The organism is Halorussus halophilus (genome assembly GCF_008831545.1).
GTDB lineage: Archaea > Halobacteriota > Halobacteria > Halobacteriales > Haladaptataceae > Halorussus > Halorussus halophilus.
The window spans coordinates 99,245-111,500 of record NZ_CP044524.1 but is presented as its reverse complement, the minus strand read 5'-3'; the positions used below and the strand labels follow the sequence as shown (position 1 = coordinate 111,500).

Sequence of the window (12,256 nt, the reverse complement as noted above, 5' to 3'; positions counted from 1 at the left end):
TATATTTTTCTAGATAATTATTGCTGTCGGCTACCGACGAGCGAGCAACGCCGCCGCGAGGAGCGCGAGCAGTGCCGTAACCACGCCAAATCCAGGAACTTCGCTGGCCGCCGACCCTTCTTCCGCCGCCGTCTCGGTGTCCGCGGCGAGCGCGTCGTTCTCGGTGGTGTCGGACGCGCTGTCGTTCACACCGTCTCTCGTCGTCTCCGACTCGACTGTCGTCGATTCCGTCGTCTCGTCACTCGTCGCTGCGTCTCCACCCTCGCCAATCTGTAGAATCCACCCGTCTTTGCCCGCCGCGCCGTCGCCGGAACTCGCGCCTGCGAGGACGTAGCCGCCGTCGTGACCGCGGATGTGTGGCCACGGCTTGTCCCACGAGTCCGTACCGTAGTACGACTCCCAGCGGGTCTCGCCGTCGGCGTCTGTCGCCAGCACGTAGCCGTCCGCGCCGCCGATGGTGCCGGTGGTCGAACTGCCGGTGAAGACGAACCCGTCGTCGGTCTGCATCGCCGAGTCGAGCCAATCGACGCCACTCCCGCCCGGCGTCTGCTCCCACTCTTTGTCGCCGTCTGCGCTGAACTTCACGAGCCACCCGTCTCGCGGGCCGTCGCTTCCGGATTCGGTTTCGCCAGCTACGACGAACCCTGTGTCGGCCGGTGCGGCCGCCCACACGTCGTCGCGCTCGGCGCCTCCAGCGGTCGCGCTCCACTGCTGGGTTCCGTCGGCATCGATTTTCATCGCCACCATGTCGTCGCTGTCGCCCTCGATTTTTCCGGCGAGGTAGTAGCCGTCGTCGGTGGGAACGACCGCGCGGAGGTAGGATTTCTTGTAACCGTCAGGTGCCGGGTAGGCGTTGCTCCACAGTTCTGTCCCGTTCGCGTCGAGTTTCGTCGCCCAGCCCTCGACGCCGCTGTCGCCGCGGGTCCAGCCTGCGAGCAGGAAGTTCGTGTCGTCGCGCTCGACGGCGTAGAACGCGCCCGTGTCGGGCGTTCGTTCGCGCTGGACTTCGCCCTCCGCGTCGAGTTCGAGAATCCAGCCGTTCGGACCGTTCTCCGTGTCGGTTCGGCCCGCCAGCAGGTACCCCTCGTCGGTCGTGGCCACGCCCCAGAAGCGGTCGGTTCCGTCCGTGCCGAAGGTCTTCTCCCACTGCTTCTCGCCCGCGCCATCAACCTTGACGACCCAACCGTCGAGGTCGTCGCCACCCTTCCACCCGACGACGAGGTAGCCGCCGTCGTCGGTTCGCACGAGGTCGGAGAACATGTCGTTGCCCTCGCCGCCGTAGGTGTGTCGCCACTGCTCGGGTAACTCGGGCGGTGTGCGGTCGAACTCGGAAGTTGCGCGGTCGAATTCGGATGGTGCGCGGTCGTCCACGGAATTCGCACTCGCCGGAACCGCACCGACGAGGCTCGCACCGACGACCAACACAGCCAGCAGAAACGCTCTCATGCGCGCCAGTGGCGTGTGCGACGGAGTTTGTTATACGCCGACTGCCCGAGTGCAGGCGAGTCCTGCGCAGTCGTAGGCGGTGCCTGCGGACAGTGGAACCGGTATCCGAATCCCTTTCTCGGTACCTGCCAATGCTCGCGCATGGCTCGGACGGCACTGTTGTTTGCGGTAGTTGGCATGGTGACGTGGGGCCTCTGGGCGGTGTTCGCGGAGTTCGCCACGCGGACGCTCGCCCCAGAGGTGGCGATGGTGCTCTCCTACGTCGCCGGAATCACAGTCGCAGTGGGCTACATTTTGGCGCAAGGAACCACGCCGAACCTTTCAGGTGCTGGGGTCGGTTACGCTGTCGCGGGCGGCCTCTTCTCCGGTATCGGCGCGGTGAGCTACTACAGCGCGCTCGAAAGCGGCCGGTCGTCTGTTGTGACGACGGTCACGGCGCTGTACTTCGTGGTCGCCGCGGCGATTGGCGTGGTGTTCCTCGGCGAGACAGTGGACCTGAAGGACGTGGCGGGTATCGTGCTGGCGGTGGGCGCGGTGTTGTTGTTGTCGAGTTGAGGGTCAGTTTTTAGAATTTGGTCGTCGTACCGCGGCCGATGAAAGTCGTCTACACCGTCGAATGGGACACCGAACCGAGACACATCAGTTGCGAGGGCTTCGAAGAACTGGAGTACGGCGTCCTGCTGTTCGACGCCGAGGGCGAAGAGATGGGCTACGTCTCCCACGAGCATCTGGTGGCTATCGAACCGGAGTGAATCGGAGTTTCAGGGATGGGAGTGTTTGGTAGCGGATGGGAGACAGCAGAACTAGACGTGGTAACAGTGAGTGGAGTGAGGTGGTGGGTGGAGCGAAGAAGTGCTGAGTGGAGTGATAAAGTGGTGAGTCAAGTGAAGAGGCTAGCTACTCCCGATACAAATGAGACCGCGCCGCGCCGTGACGGATGCCAGAATCGCGCACCTTCACTGATTTCTCGGTGCGCGAAGTCGCGCCCACCGTTTCAAGAGAAGTACGATTCTACTCCTCTCGCGTTCCTCGGTCCCACGCTGGCGGCGCGCGACCCATCCGCCGTAACAGCGACGGATACCCGAACGCGACTATCAGTGCAACTCCGATTCGTGGGAGGAAGCCGTTTACTCCGATCGCTTCGAGCGCGAAGACGCCGACGAAGTACAACAGCAGCATGATGAGAAACTGCGGGAGCAGTTGTCGCCACGTGGAAGCCATACCCGGAAAACGACCCACGCCGTGATAAGCGTAGGGAACGAAGACGGAGTTCTGCGTAGGGAACCGCTCACGACACCCGGAAGCCGCTCACATCGAGACGCCGAGATGGCGGTCCAGCACCTCTTCGTTGTCCTGTAACTGCTCGCTCGTGCCGTGGTAGACGATTTCCCCGCGGTCCAAGACGTAGTGGCGGTCGGCCAGTTCGAGCGCGACGTTGACGTTCTGCTCGACCAGCAAGACGGCCGTGCCGTCGTCGTTCAGGTCCGCAACTAGCTCCTCGACTTGCCGGACGACGTAGGGCGCGAGTCCCTCTGTGGGTTCGTCGAGCAACAGCAAGTCAGCGCCACCGACCAGCGCGCGGGCGATGGCGAGCATCTGCTGTTCGCCGCCGGACAACGCCGCGCCCTTCCTGTCGCGGTAGTCGTTCAGGTTCTCGAACTCCGACAGCACCTCCTCGGGGTCTCGCCGAGTCGCCGTGTCGCCGCCGCCGAGATGGCCTACTTGCAGGTTCTCTTCGACTGTGAGTCCGGGAAACACTCGTCGTTCTTCCGGCACGAACGCGACGTTCCGTCGTACCGTCTCCTCGGCCGGGAGGTGGGTCACGTCCTCGCTGTGGAACGTGACCGTCCCCGCAGTCGGCGTGACGTTACCCACGATGGAGCGGAGCGTCGTCGTCTTGCCCGCGCCGTTGCGCCCGACCAGCGAGACGATTTCGCCCGGTTGGACACAGAGCGAGACGCCGTGGAGAACTTCCGTGCCGCCGTAGCCTGCGAAAACGCCGGACACGTCGAGAAGTGGGTCCTCGCAGGCCCCGGCGTCCAATCGATTCTCATTCGCTCGCTCTCCGCTCATTCTCGCACACCTCCCAGGTACGCCTGCTGAACTGCTTCGTCACTCGCAATTCGCTCGGGCGAACCAGTTGCCAGCACTTGCCCGCGGTTCAGCACCGTAATCTCGTCGGAGAGGTTCATCACGAGGTCGATGTCGTGTTCGATGAGCAACAGCGTCCGGTCGGCGAGTACGTCTTCGATGAGTCGAATCGTCCGCTGGGTCTCCTCGCTGCCCATCCCGGCGGTCGGTTCGTCCAGCAACACGAGTTCGGGGTCGGTCGCCAGCACGAGGCCCAACTCTAATCGCCTGCGGTCGCCGTGAGCCAGATTCCGCGCCGACTCTTCGGCACGCTCTGCGAGACCGATTTCGGACAGCACGTCGTCGGTTCGCTCGTTGATGGCCGAAAAACGACCAGTCGGCCTGAACAACTTCTGCGGGGCCGAAATCCCGCCGCGCTCTTCGGCCACTGATTGGGCGGCCAGTCGCACGTTCTCGCGCACCGACAGGCCGCCGAAGACGGTGCTAATCTGGAACGACCGGCCCATCCCGCGATGGACGCGCTCGTGTGGTGGGAGTCTCGTCACGTCCGACTCTCGGAGGAACACCCGTCCTTCTGAGGGGGTGAGCGCGCCCGTGATGCAGTTGAACAGTGTCGTCTTGCCTGCTCCGTTGGGGCCGATGACGCTCCGGAACTCGCCGTCCGGAATCGTGAGGTTCACTTCGTCTACTGCGGTGAAACTGCCGAACCGCTTCGTCAGGTTCTCGGTTCGCAAGACTGGGTCGGTCGTCGAGTGGTAGTCGCTCGACTCGTCTGCTGACGCTGTTTCGCTTCCGGCCATCACTCGTTCACCTCCCGGTCAGTTTCGCCAAGTGGGTCGGACTCTTCGGGCCGCCCGGCCTCGTCGGGCCGTCTCCCGCCTCCCAAGTCGCTGGTCACGTCCAGTGCTTTCTCTGGAAGCGAGACGAGTCCTCGCGGGAGTGCGATGACGAAGACGACGAAGATGACGCCGAGCACCAGTTGCCAGTGGTCGGTGTACGACGACAGCACGTCCTCGAACCCGATGAAGACGCCCGCGCCGACCATCGGGCCGTACAGCGTGCCCATGCCGCCGAGAACGGTCATCACGATGACCTCCCCGGAGTTCAGCCAATTGAGCAGTGACCGGGCCGCGTAGCCGTTGTCGATGGCGAACAGGCCGCCAGCAAGTCCGGCGAGCGCACCGCTGACGACGAAGGCTCGTCGCTTGTACGCGGTCACGTCGTAGCCGACGAACTCCGCGCGGCGCTCGCTCTCGCGAATCGACTGGAGGACGCTCCCGAACGGTGCCCGCATCATTCTCCTCGCTAGAAGGTACGAACTCACCACGGTCGCCAGCAGGAAGTAGTAGAACAGCGCGTCCTCGGTGAAGAACGGCACCATCTCGGCGATGTCGTCCAGTTCCATGCTGAAACTGCCGATGCCGTAGAGTACGTCGGCACCGAAGAGGCCGTCACTGCCGCCGGTCCAGTCGAACTTGACGACGGCGTTGTAGAACAATTGGGCGAACGCCAGCGTAATCATGGCGAAGTACACCCCCGAGACGCGAATCGAGAGGTAGCCGATGACCCACGCGATGGCCGCACAGACCACGACGGCGGCCCCCAGCGCGACGAACGCCGAGGAGTTGACGTGCAGGAGCGTCAGCACTGCGGCGTACGCGCCGGTGCCGTAGAACAGCGCGTGACCGAGCGAGACGAGACCCGCGTAGCCCAGCACGAAGTCGAGGCTGAGAGCGAACAGCGCCCAGATGAGGACTTCCGTCAGTAGCGTCAGCGCGTACTCCGAGTACAGCACCTCCACGCCGAAGGGGACGATTGCGAGCAATCCGACGACGACTGCACCGAGTCTGAACCGCTGTCTGCCCGTCAGCACACCTCGGTTTCGACCGGCGAGCAGTTCGGCCTCTGATTCGTCCGCCCCGGCGACCGAACTGCCGAACAACCCCTCGGGTTTGACGAGCAACACGGCAATCATCAGCGCGAAGACGACGAGACCCTCCAGAAACGGGGTGTACGTCCGGGCGAGCGTCTGGACGACGCCGACGAACAGTCCGCCGACGACTGCGCCGCGGAAGCTTCCCAAACCTCCCAAGACGACGATGACGAACGCCGGGATGATTACGGAGTTGCCCATTCCGGGATTGACGTTCTGATACGCTCCCAAGACGACGCCAGCGGCGGCGGCGAGCGCCGCGCCCGCGCCGAAGACGAGTGTGTAGTAGCGGTCGATGTCGATACCGAGGTTCCGGACCATCTCGCGGTCCTGCGACCCGGCGCGAACGACGAGGCCGAATCTGGTCTCGTTGAGCGCCCACCACGTGGCGAGCGCGAGGAGCGCGCCGAAGGCGATGATGAAGTAGCTGTAGAGCGAGTTCGTGACGCCCAGAATCGTCACCGGTCCGTCGAGAATCGCCGGTGGGCCGAACGGCTTGGCCTGCTTGCCCCAGATACCCGTGATGACGTCGTTCAGTATCAACACCAGCCCGAACGTCAGGAGGATGTGATACAGCGGATTCCGGTCGTACAGTGGTCGGAGCGTGAGTCGTTCGAGTGCGACCCCAACGACGGCGACCAGCAGGGGTGCGACCACGAGGGCGACCCAGAACCCCGCGCCGCCGAGCGGCGCGGCCAGCGCGAACGCGAAGTACGCGCCGAGCGCGAACAGTTCCCCGTGCGCGAAGTTGATGACGTCCATCACGCCGAAGATGACCGACAACCCGGCGGCTATCAGGACGTACACCATCCCGATGGTGAGACCGTTCAGCAGTTGCTCCGCGACCCCCGGTAGCGTGACCATTATCAGAGGCTACACCCGGTCTCGTTGCACGGTGGGATGGCGTCCGGGCCTTCGATCTTCGTGCGCAGTTCGACGTTCACCGAGTCGCCGTTCGCGGCGACGTTCTCGCCCGCCCAGACTGGATTCATGGCTTGGTGGTCGCACTCGCGGAACTGGTTCGGGCCGAAGAGGCTGTCCACCTCTAACCCTGCGAGGGTGTCTTTGACTTCCTCTGGGTCGTTCGTTCCGGCCTCCTGAATGCCCTGTGCAGTCATCCGAATCGAGTCGTAGGCGACCCGAGCGAAGTTGTCCGGCGGGCCGTCGTTGGCGTCCTGATACGCGCTGACGAACTCCTGATTGTCACCCGTTTCGAGTTTCGGCAGGTAGCGCACGCCGCCGTAGGTTCCGGCCGCCACGCCGCCGAGCGCGTTCAGCACGACGGAGAACGTCATCGTTGGCCCGACGAGCGCGACGTCCTCTTTCAGCCCCTGATTCGCGGCCTGTTTGACGAAGTTGATGAGGTCGCCGCCGGTCATGCCGAGGACGACGAGTTCCGCGTCTGAGTTGCTGATTTGGCTGATGAACGACCCGAAGTTCGTCGCGCCCAACTGCGACCGGGAGACGCCGACCTCTTCGAACTGGTCGCTCGTCGCCGACATGCGAGAGCGCCACTCTTCCAAGACGGAGTTGCCGTAGGCGTAGTCGGCGATGTGGAACCACGTCTTCGTGCCGACGTTCTGGACCGTCCACGGAGCCATCGCTTCGGCGATTTGAGCGGCGCTCGTCTCCGCGCGGAAGACGTACTCGTTGCACTGCTCGCCCGTGATGGCGACAGCGGCCGCGCCCGGATTGTAGATTATCTCCTCGCTCTCGGCGAAGTCGTTGAGCGCCAGCGCGGTCGAACTCGAAATCGCGCCCATGAGATACGACACGTCGTTCTGGTCTACGACCTTCTGGGCTTTTCGGCGACCGGTCGCCGGAGTCGCTTCGGTGTCGTCGTAGAACGCCTCGATTTCGAAGTCGTACTGGTCGCTATTGTTGACGTGTTCGACAGCCAATCGTGCCCCTGCTCGCTGGCCCTGCGCGAGTCCCCCGTACGGTCCGGTCATCGGACTGAGTACCCCGTATCTGACCGTCCCGACGCCCTGATTTCCGAGGTTGCCGACGCTCCCGGTACAGCCTGCGAGCGCACCCGCGCCAGCAACTCCCGTCAGTCTGAGAAACGTCCGACGCGAAGACCGTCCGTCGTTGGACTGCTCCGCTGACAACACGCCATCATTTTGTGGGTTGTTCACTCGTCCCATACTGGTAAGGCGGAAGCATATATAATAAATCATTATGTAGTTTCGGACCGTCCTCGGATAAAGTAGCCAGCTCGACGCTCGAACCAACAAAATAACGAGCAAACGAGTAAACGTTTGTCTCTTACCGAAAGTGCGGTGCGACTTCCGAACCGAGTCGTTCGACGCACTCGACCATCCGGTCGGTGCCGATGCCGGGGTGGTACGTGCGGAAGATGAAGTGAACGTCGTCGCCGAGTGCCTCACGGTACTCCTCCAACTGTTCGACGACCTGTTCGGGTGTGCCGAAGATGGCCTGCTCTTTGAGTTCCTGCTTGCGCTCGTCGGGCAACTCCTCGACTTCCTCGCCGGAGAAAATCTCGGCGTAGCGACGCTGGATGTAGAGGTAGCCGTCTTTCATCTGCTCCCACGCGTCTTCTTTGGAATCCCCGATAAAGCCGTGCTGAAGCAGATAGACTTCGAAGTCGCCGTCGATGTCCTCTTTCTCCCGGACTCTCTCGATGTCCTCCTTGCGCTTGCGGACGCCTTCGATTGAAATCGAGGACGGCGCACACCACGCGTCGGCGACGCGGGCCGCTCTGCGGACCGCGGGCTTGGCCGCGCCGCCGTACATGATGGGAATCGAGTCGTCGGGTTTCGGAGTCACGTTCGCGTCGGGCGACACGTCGTGGAACTCGGCGTCGTAGTCCAGCGGGCCGTCCGACCACGAGGCGCGAAGCACTTCCGTGGCGTCGGTCATGCGCTCGACGCGCTCCTCGCGCGGGACGCCGAACTGTTCGAACTCCTCGGGGTTCGACCCGATTGCGAGACCCATCGTGAGTCGCCCGTCGGCGAGCGCGTCCACCGTCGCGGCGTCCTCCGCCAGTCGAACCGAGTCGTACAGCGGCGCGAGCGCGATGCACGTGCCCAACTCCACGTTCTCAGTTTCGGTGGCCAGCGCGCCGAGTGTGGGCATCGTCGCCGAGAGGTAGCCGTCGTCGGCGAAGTGGTGTTCGGACACCCACGCGCTGTCGAGGCCCGACTGGTCGATGGCCCGACCGAGCGTGAGCATCTCGTCGTAAATCTCGCTCGTGGTGCGGTCGTCGTCCGGCCGCCGCTGGCAGGTGAACAGTCCCGTCCCGAGTTTCATAGCGGGAAGAGGGTCGGGGCCGTCTTAATGCTTTATAAGGAAGATGTTGGCTGTGCCACAAAACCTTTCCTCGTCGGCGAGAGTGTTCGGCTATGGTAGACTCAGGAGGTGTCGGCGGGCCACAGGTTTCGACAGACGACTCCGACCTCGATGGGCCGGACGATTCCATCTTCGAGACGTTCAAGCCCGCGTTGGTACTGCTGGGGATGCTCGTCGTGTTCTTCCTGTTGCTGTACTTCCTCGGATAGCCGGGAAACTCTATTGTCGATGGCGGTTCTACTGTCGCTATTGAATCATGTACGACGAAATTCTGGTACCGGTAGACGGGAGCGACGGCGCGGACGCCGCCGTCGAACACGCCGCAGACATCGCGCGACAGTTCGACGCGAAAATTCACGTGCTGAACGTCGCAGACACGACCCGGGACAGCGTGACTGTCGTCGGTACGGAAGTGGTGGACGCCCTCGAACGCGAAGGCGAGAACGTCACCGACGCGGTAGCGTCTGACCTCTCGGACGCGGGAGTCGAGTACGAGACCGTCGTCGTGCAGGGCGACCCCGCTCCGACGATTGCGGAGTACGCCGAGTCGCGTGGCATCGACCTCGTGGTGATGCCGACACGGGGGCGGAGCGGTCTCTCCCGGTACCTCCTCGGAAGCGTGACCGAGAAGGTCGTCCGTCTCTCGTCGGTGCCGGTGCTCACCGTCCGCATGGGCGAGGACCGTCCGGCGTTCCCGTACGAGAACGTCGTGATGGCGACCGACGGAAGCAAATCTGCCGAGCGAGCGACGAACTTTGCGGCGTCCCTCACGAGGGAACTCGACGGGACGCTCCACGTCGTCTCGGTCGCCGACACCTCCTCGCTGGGTATCGACGTTCGCTCGGCAGTCTCGGACGAACAAATTCGAGAGACGGCAGAGACCGCGGTCTCCGAGAGCGCCGAAACTGCGAGAGACGCTGGCCTCGAATCGGTCGTCGAACGAGTCGAGCGCGGGAAGCCAGCCAAAGAACTCCTCGATTACGTCGAAGACGAAGGCGCAGACCTCGTCGTGATGGGAGCCACAGGGAAGCGCGACGTAGACCGGATTCTCGTCGGAAGCGTCACTCAGAAGTTGCTTCGCTCCTCGCCAGTTCCGGTCGTGACGGTTCGGTAGTGGCGGTTTGCTGTACTTCTGGTCCGTGGCCACGAAACTTTTACCGTTTGATAGAAAATGGCCTGTATGGAACGTCCTGCCAGCACCAGCAGTTCCGGCCCGGAAGAGCCGGACGACACGATTTTGAACGTCTTGAAGCCAGCTTTGATACTGGTCGGGATGGTCGCGATGCTGTTCTTGCTAGCGATGTGGATCGGATGAGTGGGTCCCCTCTATCTATCGTCTGACGCTTCGCGCGGTTCGGTAGCTTCGACTGTTTCCACCGGTTCGAGTGTTTCAGGTGGAGGTAGCTAGTCTCTTTTTGAAAAATCCGTGTAAGTCTGGTCTAACTCTGTAGACAACTCGAAGCTAGCTACTTCCGGTGCCTATGAGAGACCGCACCGCACAGCACCGCATAAGCCACATCCCTCCCACCCGACTGCGCGACTCGATTCCGGAAGACGCGACGAGTCGCGTCTTCCAAGCTCATTGCTCATCCACCGAAAGACTTCGCTCTACTCGTCTTTCGAGCCTTGGCTCACATCCGTTCGCCAAGACTTCGCGCGGTCCACCCGCTGGGCGGACTTCGCGCGCCATTACGAAAACACAGACGAGCGCGTCACAGGTCGTAATTCATCTCTCGAAACCTCCCCAAACGAAATTTCAGCGAGCGAACCGCTCAGTGTTCGATAGTCGTGATTTCCTCGACGGGCCACTGGCTCAGAATTTCGACGCCGTTCTCGCGAACGACGACCATCTCCTCGACGCGGACGCCCTGATTGTCGGCGGGGCGCATCGTCTCGACGGCCATCGTCATGCCTTCCTCGATTTCGATGGGGTGGTCCGGCGAGATGCCGCGCCAAATCATGGGGACCTCGTACAGTTGAAGACCCAAACCGTGCGCCCAGTGGTTGGTCGTCATCTCCCAGAAGTCCTCCGCGCCGTACCAGTCCATGTGCTCGCCCTCCTCGTCCGGGAAGCCTTTGCAGATTTCGTCCGTCGTGGCTCCCGGTTCGATTCGTTCCAGCACGTCGTAGAGGTCGTCACGGGCCAGTTCGTAGGCCTCTTTCTGTGCTTGGGTCGGTTCGCCCAAGGAGAACGTTCGGTAGTAACACGAGCGATAGCCCATGAAGCCGATGTTGTAGAAGTCGGCGTAGACGATGTCGCCCGGCCGCATCACGCGGTCGGTCGTGTTCGCCTGATGCTTCGGCCACGTGTTCGGGCCGGAGGTGACGTAGCCACCCTGCACCATCGCGCCGAGTCGCCACAGTTCCTGCGTGGCCTCGCCCCAAACCTCCGATTCGCGCATGCCGGGCTTGGCCGTCTCGGTGATGCGCTGGAACCCTGCCTCACAGAGCGCGGCGACCATGCGGAGACACTCGATTTCGTCGCGGGTCTTGACCTTCCGGGCGTCCTCCATGACCTGCGCGCACTCGCTGGTGCGAACGTCCACGCCACGGTCTTCGAACTTCGAGATGAGGCCCTGACTGCCTACGTCGATGCCCATCGGTTCTTTGTGGACGCCGTACTCTTCCATCGCTTCGACGACCAAATCGGCCATCTTGCCTTTGAGCCAACTGCGTGCTGAGTCCCGACCAGAGGCGCGTGGAACGTTGCCGAGACCGGGGCAAGCGTACCGAATGTCGTCCAGCCACGGGCAGTTGAACCGCTGGTTGCTCGCGTGGTCGGCCGTGTCCCAGTGGACCACGTCGCCGTCTTCGGTGAGAAGCGTGTAGTGGTCCGCACCGCTCCCGCCGGTCATCGCCAACCCGGTCACGTACCGGACGTTCGGGTCGTTGATGAGGAGCATGCTGCCGAGTCCGGCGTCCTGCATGCGTTCGAGTGCGCGCTCTTTGCGTTCCTCCCGCATCCGCTGGAAGTCGATGCGTTCCTCCCAATCGACGCCCATCGTGCCACGGGTGCCTTCCATGAAGTCGCGCTGATAGAATCCCATGCCAGTTGGTACTCGGAGGTCGATTATCAAAGTAGGTGAAAGTCGGCCGCAGCGTTGGGGACTACCGGAAGTGGTCGGCTTTGCTCATCAGGTAGACGACGAGGAGGACGTCGATTACGAGGCCGAAGACGCTGAACGTCACTAAATTCAGCAGTGCGCTCAGCGAGTAGAGTAGTACGGACCACGTGTAGCCCCACTTCTGGAGCGTCCAGAGGCCGAACAGGACGATTACTTTCCCGACCAGCAGCACCAGACCGACGAGTCCGAAGACGGCGGCGGGACCGCCGGTTCCCATCACTCCGAGCAGTTTGAACAAGCTAAAGAACGCGCTCAAGAACCCGACGAGACAGATGATGGTGACGCCGAGCGGTCTGGACCGCCTGCCGTACGTGGAGGACATCGTGTTCGTTTTCTAAGGGTGACAGCA

Annotated in this window: 14 protein-coding genes; 5 read left to right on the top strand and 9 right to left on the bottom strand. The window is 62.8% G+C overall.

Annotation, left to right across the window (positions count from 1 at the left end; genetic code table 11):
• Positions 1 to 30 precede the first annotated feature (30 nt).
• On the bottom strand, positions 31 to 1,446 hold the full coding sequence (locus F7R90_RS18590) for a PGF-CTERM sorting domain-containing protein (protein WP_158059068.1): 1,416 nt from the start codon (positions 1,444 to 1,446) through the stop codon (positions 31 to 33).
• 141 nt (positions 1,447 to 1,587) lie between these two features.
• On the opposite strand from F7R90_RS18590, the gene F7R90_RS18585 reads away from it, so the two are divergent.
• Together F7R90_RS18585 and F7R90_RS22375 are read left to right on the top strand one after the other, a co-directional pair.
• Positions 1,588 to 2,001: an EamA family transporter gene (locus tag F7R90_RS18585; protein ID WP_158059067.1), complete on the top strand. Its 414-nt coding sequence runs from the start codon at positions 1,588 to 1,590 to the stop codon at positions 1,999 to 2,001.
• Between the two features lie 38 nt (positions 2,002 to 2,039).
• Positions 2,040 to 2,198, top strand: a complete 159-nt coding sequence (locus tag F7R90_RS22375; protein WP_192498494.1) for a hypothetical protein — start codon at positions 2,040 to 2,042, stop codon at positions 2,196 to 2,198.
• A gap of 259 nt (positions 2,199 to 2,457) precedes the next feature.
• On the opposite strand, the gene F7R90_RS18580 is transcribed toward F7R90_RS22375, so the two are convergent.
• The 6 genes from F7R90_RS18580 to F7R90_RS18555 all read right to left on the bottom strand — a co-directional run bounded on the left by F7R90_RS18580 (position 2,458) and on the right by F7R90_RS18555 (position 8,743).
• Positions 2,458 to 2,667: a hypothetical protein gene (locus F7R90_RS18580; RefSeq protein WP_158059066.1), complete on the bottom strand. Its 210-nt coding sequence runs from the start codon at positions 2,665 to 2,667 to the stop codon at positions 2,458 to 2,460.
• An 87-nt stretch (positions 2,668 to 2,754) separates the two neighbouring features.
• Entirely contained in the window at positions 2,755 to 3,519 is a 765-nt protein-coding gene (locus F7R90_RS18575; RefSeq protein ID WP_158059065.1) for an ABC transporter ATP-binding protein, read from the bottom strand.
• Positions 3,516 to 4,337 carry an ABC transporter ATP-binding protein gene (locus F7R90_RS18570; protein ID WP_158059064.1) on the bottom strand — a complete coding sequence of 274 codons (822 nt, stop codon included), beginning with the start codon at positions 4,335 to 4,337 and terminating at the stop codon, positions 3,516 to 3,518. Before F7R90_RS18570 ends, F7R90_RS18575 begins: the two co-directional genes overlap by 4 nt.
• Positions 4,337 to 6,334, bottom strand: coding sequence for an ABC transporter permease (locus F7R90_RS18565; protein ID WP_158059063.1), 1,998 nt, complete (start codon positions 6,332 to 6,334; stop codon positions 4,337 to 4,339). The genes F7R90_RS18570 and F7R90_RS18565 overlap by 1 nt, the downstream gene beginning before the upstream one ends.
• A 2-nt stretch (positions 6,335 to 6,336) precedes the next feature.
• The gene (locus tag F7R90_RS18560) at positions 6,337 to 7,617 is read right to left on the bottom strand and encodes an ABC transporter substrate-binding protein (RefSeq protein WP_158059062.1); all 1,281 of its coding nucleotides are present in this window, start codon (positions 7,615 to 7,617) and stop codon (positions 6,337 to 6,339) included.
• A gap of 121 nt (positions 7,618 to 7,738) precedes the next feature.
• Positions 7,739 to 8,743 (bottom strand): LLM class flavin-dependent oxidoreductase, encoded by a 1,005-nt coding sequence (locus F7R90_RS18555; protein WP_158059061.1) that lies wholly within the window; start codon positions 8,741 to 8,743, stop codon positions 7,739 to 7,741.
• A 92-nt stretch (positions 8,744 to 8,835) separates the two neighbouring features.
• Here F7R90_RS18555 and F7R90_RS22370 point away from each other — a divergent pair, with 92 nt between their 5' ends.
• From F7R90_RS22370 to F7R90_RS22750, 3 genes are all read left to right on the top strand, one after another.
• Positions 8,836 to 8,991, top strand: coding sequence for a hypothetical protein (locus F7R90_RS22370; RefSeq protein ID WP_192498493.1), 156 nt, complete (start codon positions 8,836 to 8,838; stop codon positions 8,989 to 8,991).
• Positions 8,992 to 9,038: 47 nt separating this feature from the next.
• Positions 9,039 to 9,896, top strand: coding sequence for a universal stress protein (locus F7R90_RS18550; RefSeq protein ID WP_158059060.1), 858 nt, complete (start codon positions 9,039 to 9,041; stop codon positions 9,894 to 9,896).
• Positions 9,897 to 9,962: 66 nt separating this feature from the next.
• Positions 9,963 to 10,097, top strand: a complete 135-nt coding sequence (locus F7R90_RS22750; RefSeq protein WP_267905120.1) for a hypothetical protein — start codon at positions 9,963 to 9,965, stop codon at positions 10,095 to 10,097.
• A 457-nt stretch (positions 10,098 to 10,554) separates the two neighbouring features.
• Here the strand turns inward: F7R90_RS22750 and F7R90_RS18545 are convergent, their stop codons facing one another.
• Entirely contained in the window at positions 10,555 to 11,829 is a 1,275-nt protein-coding gene (locus F7R90_RS18545) for a M24 family metallopeptidase (protein WP_158059059.1), read from the bottom strand.
• 61 nt (positions 11,830 to 11,890) lie between these two features.
• Positions 11,891 to 12,229 carry a hypothetical protein gene (locus F7R90_RS18540; RefSeq protein ID WP_158059058.1) on the bottom strand — a complete coding sequence of 113 codons (339 nt, stop codon included), beginning with the start codon at positions 12,227 to 12,229 and terminating at the stop codon, positions 11,891 to 11,893.
• Between the last annotated feature and the right edge of the window lie 27 nt (positions 12,230 to 12,256).

Bases quoted from the DNA above. Each gene is read 5' to 3' on its own strand.
- F7R90_RS18555 (WP_158059061.1), bottom strand. From the start codon at position 8,743: ATGAAACTCGGGACGGGACTGTTCACCTGCCAGCGGCGGCCGGACGAC.
- F7R90_RS18540 (WP_158059058.1), bottom strand. From the start codon at position 12,229: ATGTCCTCCACGTACGGCAGGCGGTCCAGACCGCTCGGCGTCACCATC.
- F7R90_RS18550 (WP_158059060.1), top strand. From the start codon at position 9,039: ATGTACGACGAAATTCTGGTACCGGTAGACGGGAGCGACGGCGCGGAC.
- F7R90_RS18590 (WP_158059068.1), bottom strand. From the start codon at position 1,446: ATGAGAGCGTTTCTGCTGGCTGTGTTGGTCGTCGGTGCGAGCCTCGTC.
- F7R90_RS18545 (WP_158059059.1), bottom strand. From the start codon at position 11,829: ATGGGATTCTATCAGCGCGACTTCATGGAAGGCACCCGTGGCACGATG.
- F7R90_RS22370 (WP_192498493.1), top strand. From the start codon at position 8,836: ATGGTAGACTCAGGAGGTGTCGGCGGGCCACAGGTTTCGACAGACGAC.
- F7R90_RS22750 (WP_267905120.1), top strand. From the start codon at position 9,963: ATGGAACGTCCTGCCAGCACCAGCAGTTCCGGCCCGGAAGAGCCGGAC.
- F7R90_RS18560 (WP_158059062.1), bottom strand. From the start codon at position 7,617: ATGGGACGAGTGAACAACCCACAAAATGATGGCGTGTTGTCAGCGGAG.
- F7R90_RS22375 (WP_192498494.1), top strand. From the start codon at position 2,040: ATGAAAGTCGTCTACACCGTCGAATGGGACACCGAACCGAGACACATC.
- F7R90_RS18585 (WP_158059067.1), top strand. From the start codon at position 1,588: ATGGCTCGGACGGCACTGTTGTTTGCGGTAGTTGGCATGGTGACGTGG.
- F7R90_RS18580 (WP_158059066.1), bottom strand. From the start codon at position 2,667: ATGGCTTCCACGTGGCGACAACTGCTCCCGCAGTTTCTCATCATGCTG.
- F7R90_RS18570 (WP_158059064.1), bottom strand. From the start codon at position 4,337: ATGGCCGGAAGCGAAACAGCGTCAGCAGACGAGTCGAGCGACTACCAC.
- F7R90_RS18565 (WP_158059063.1), bottom strand. From the start codon at position 6,334: ATGGTCACGCTACCGGGGGTCGCGGAGCAACTGCTGAACGGTCTCACC.
- F7R90_RS18575 (WP_158059065.1), bottom strand. From the start codon at position 3,519: ATGAGCGGAGAGCGAGCGAATGAGAATCGATTGGACGCCGGGGCCTGC.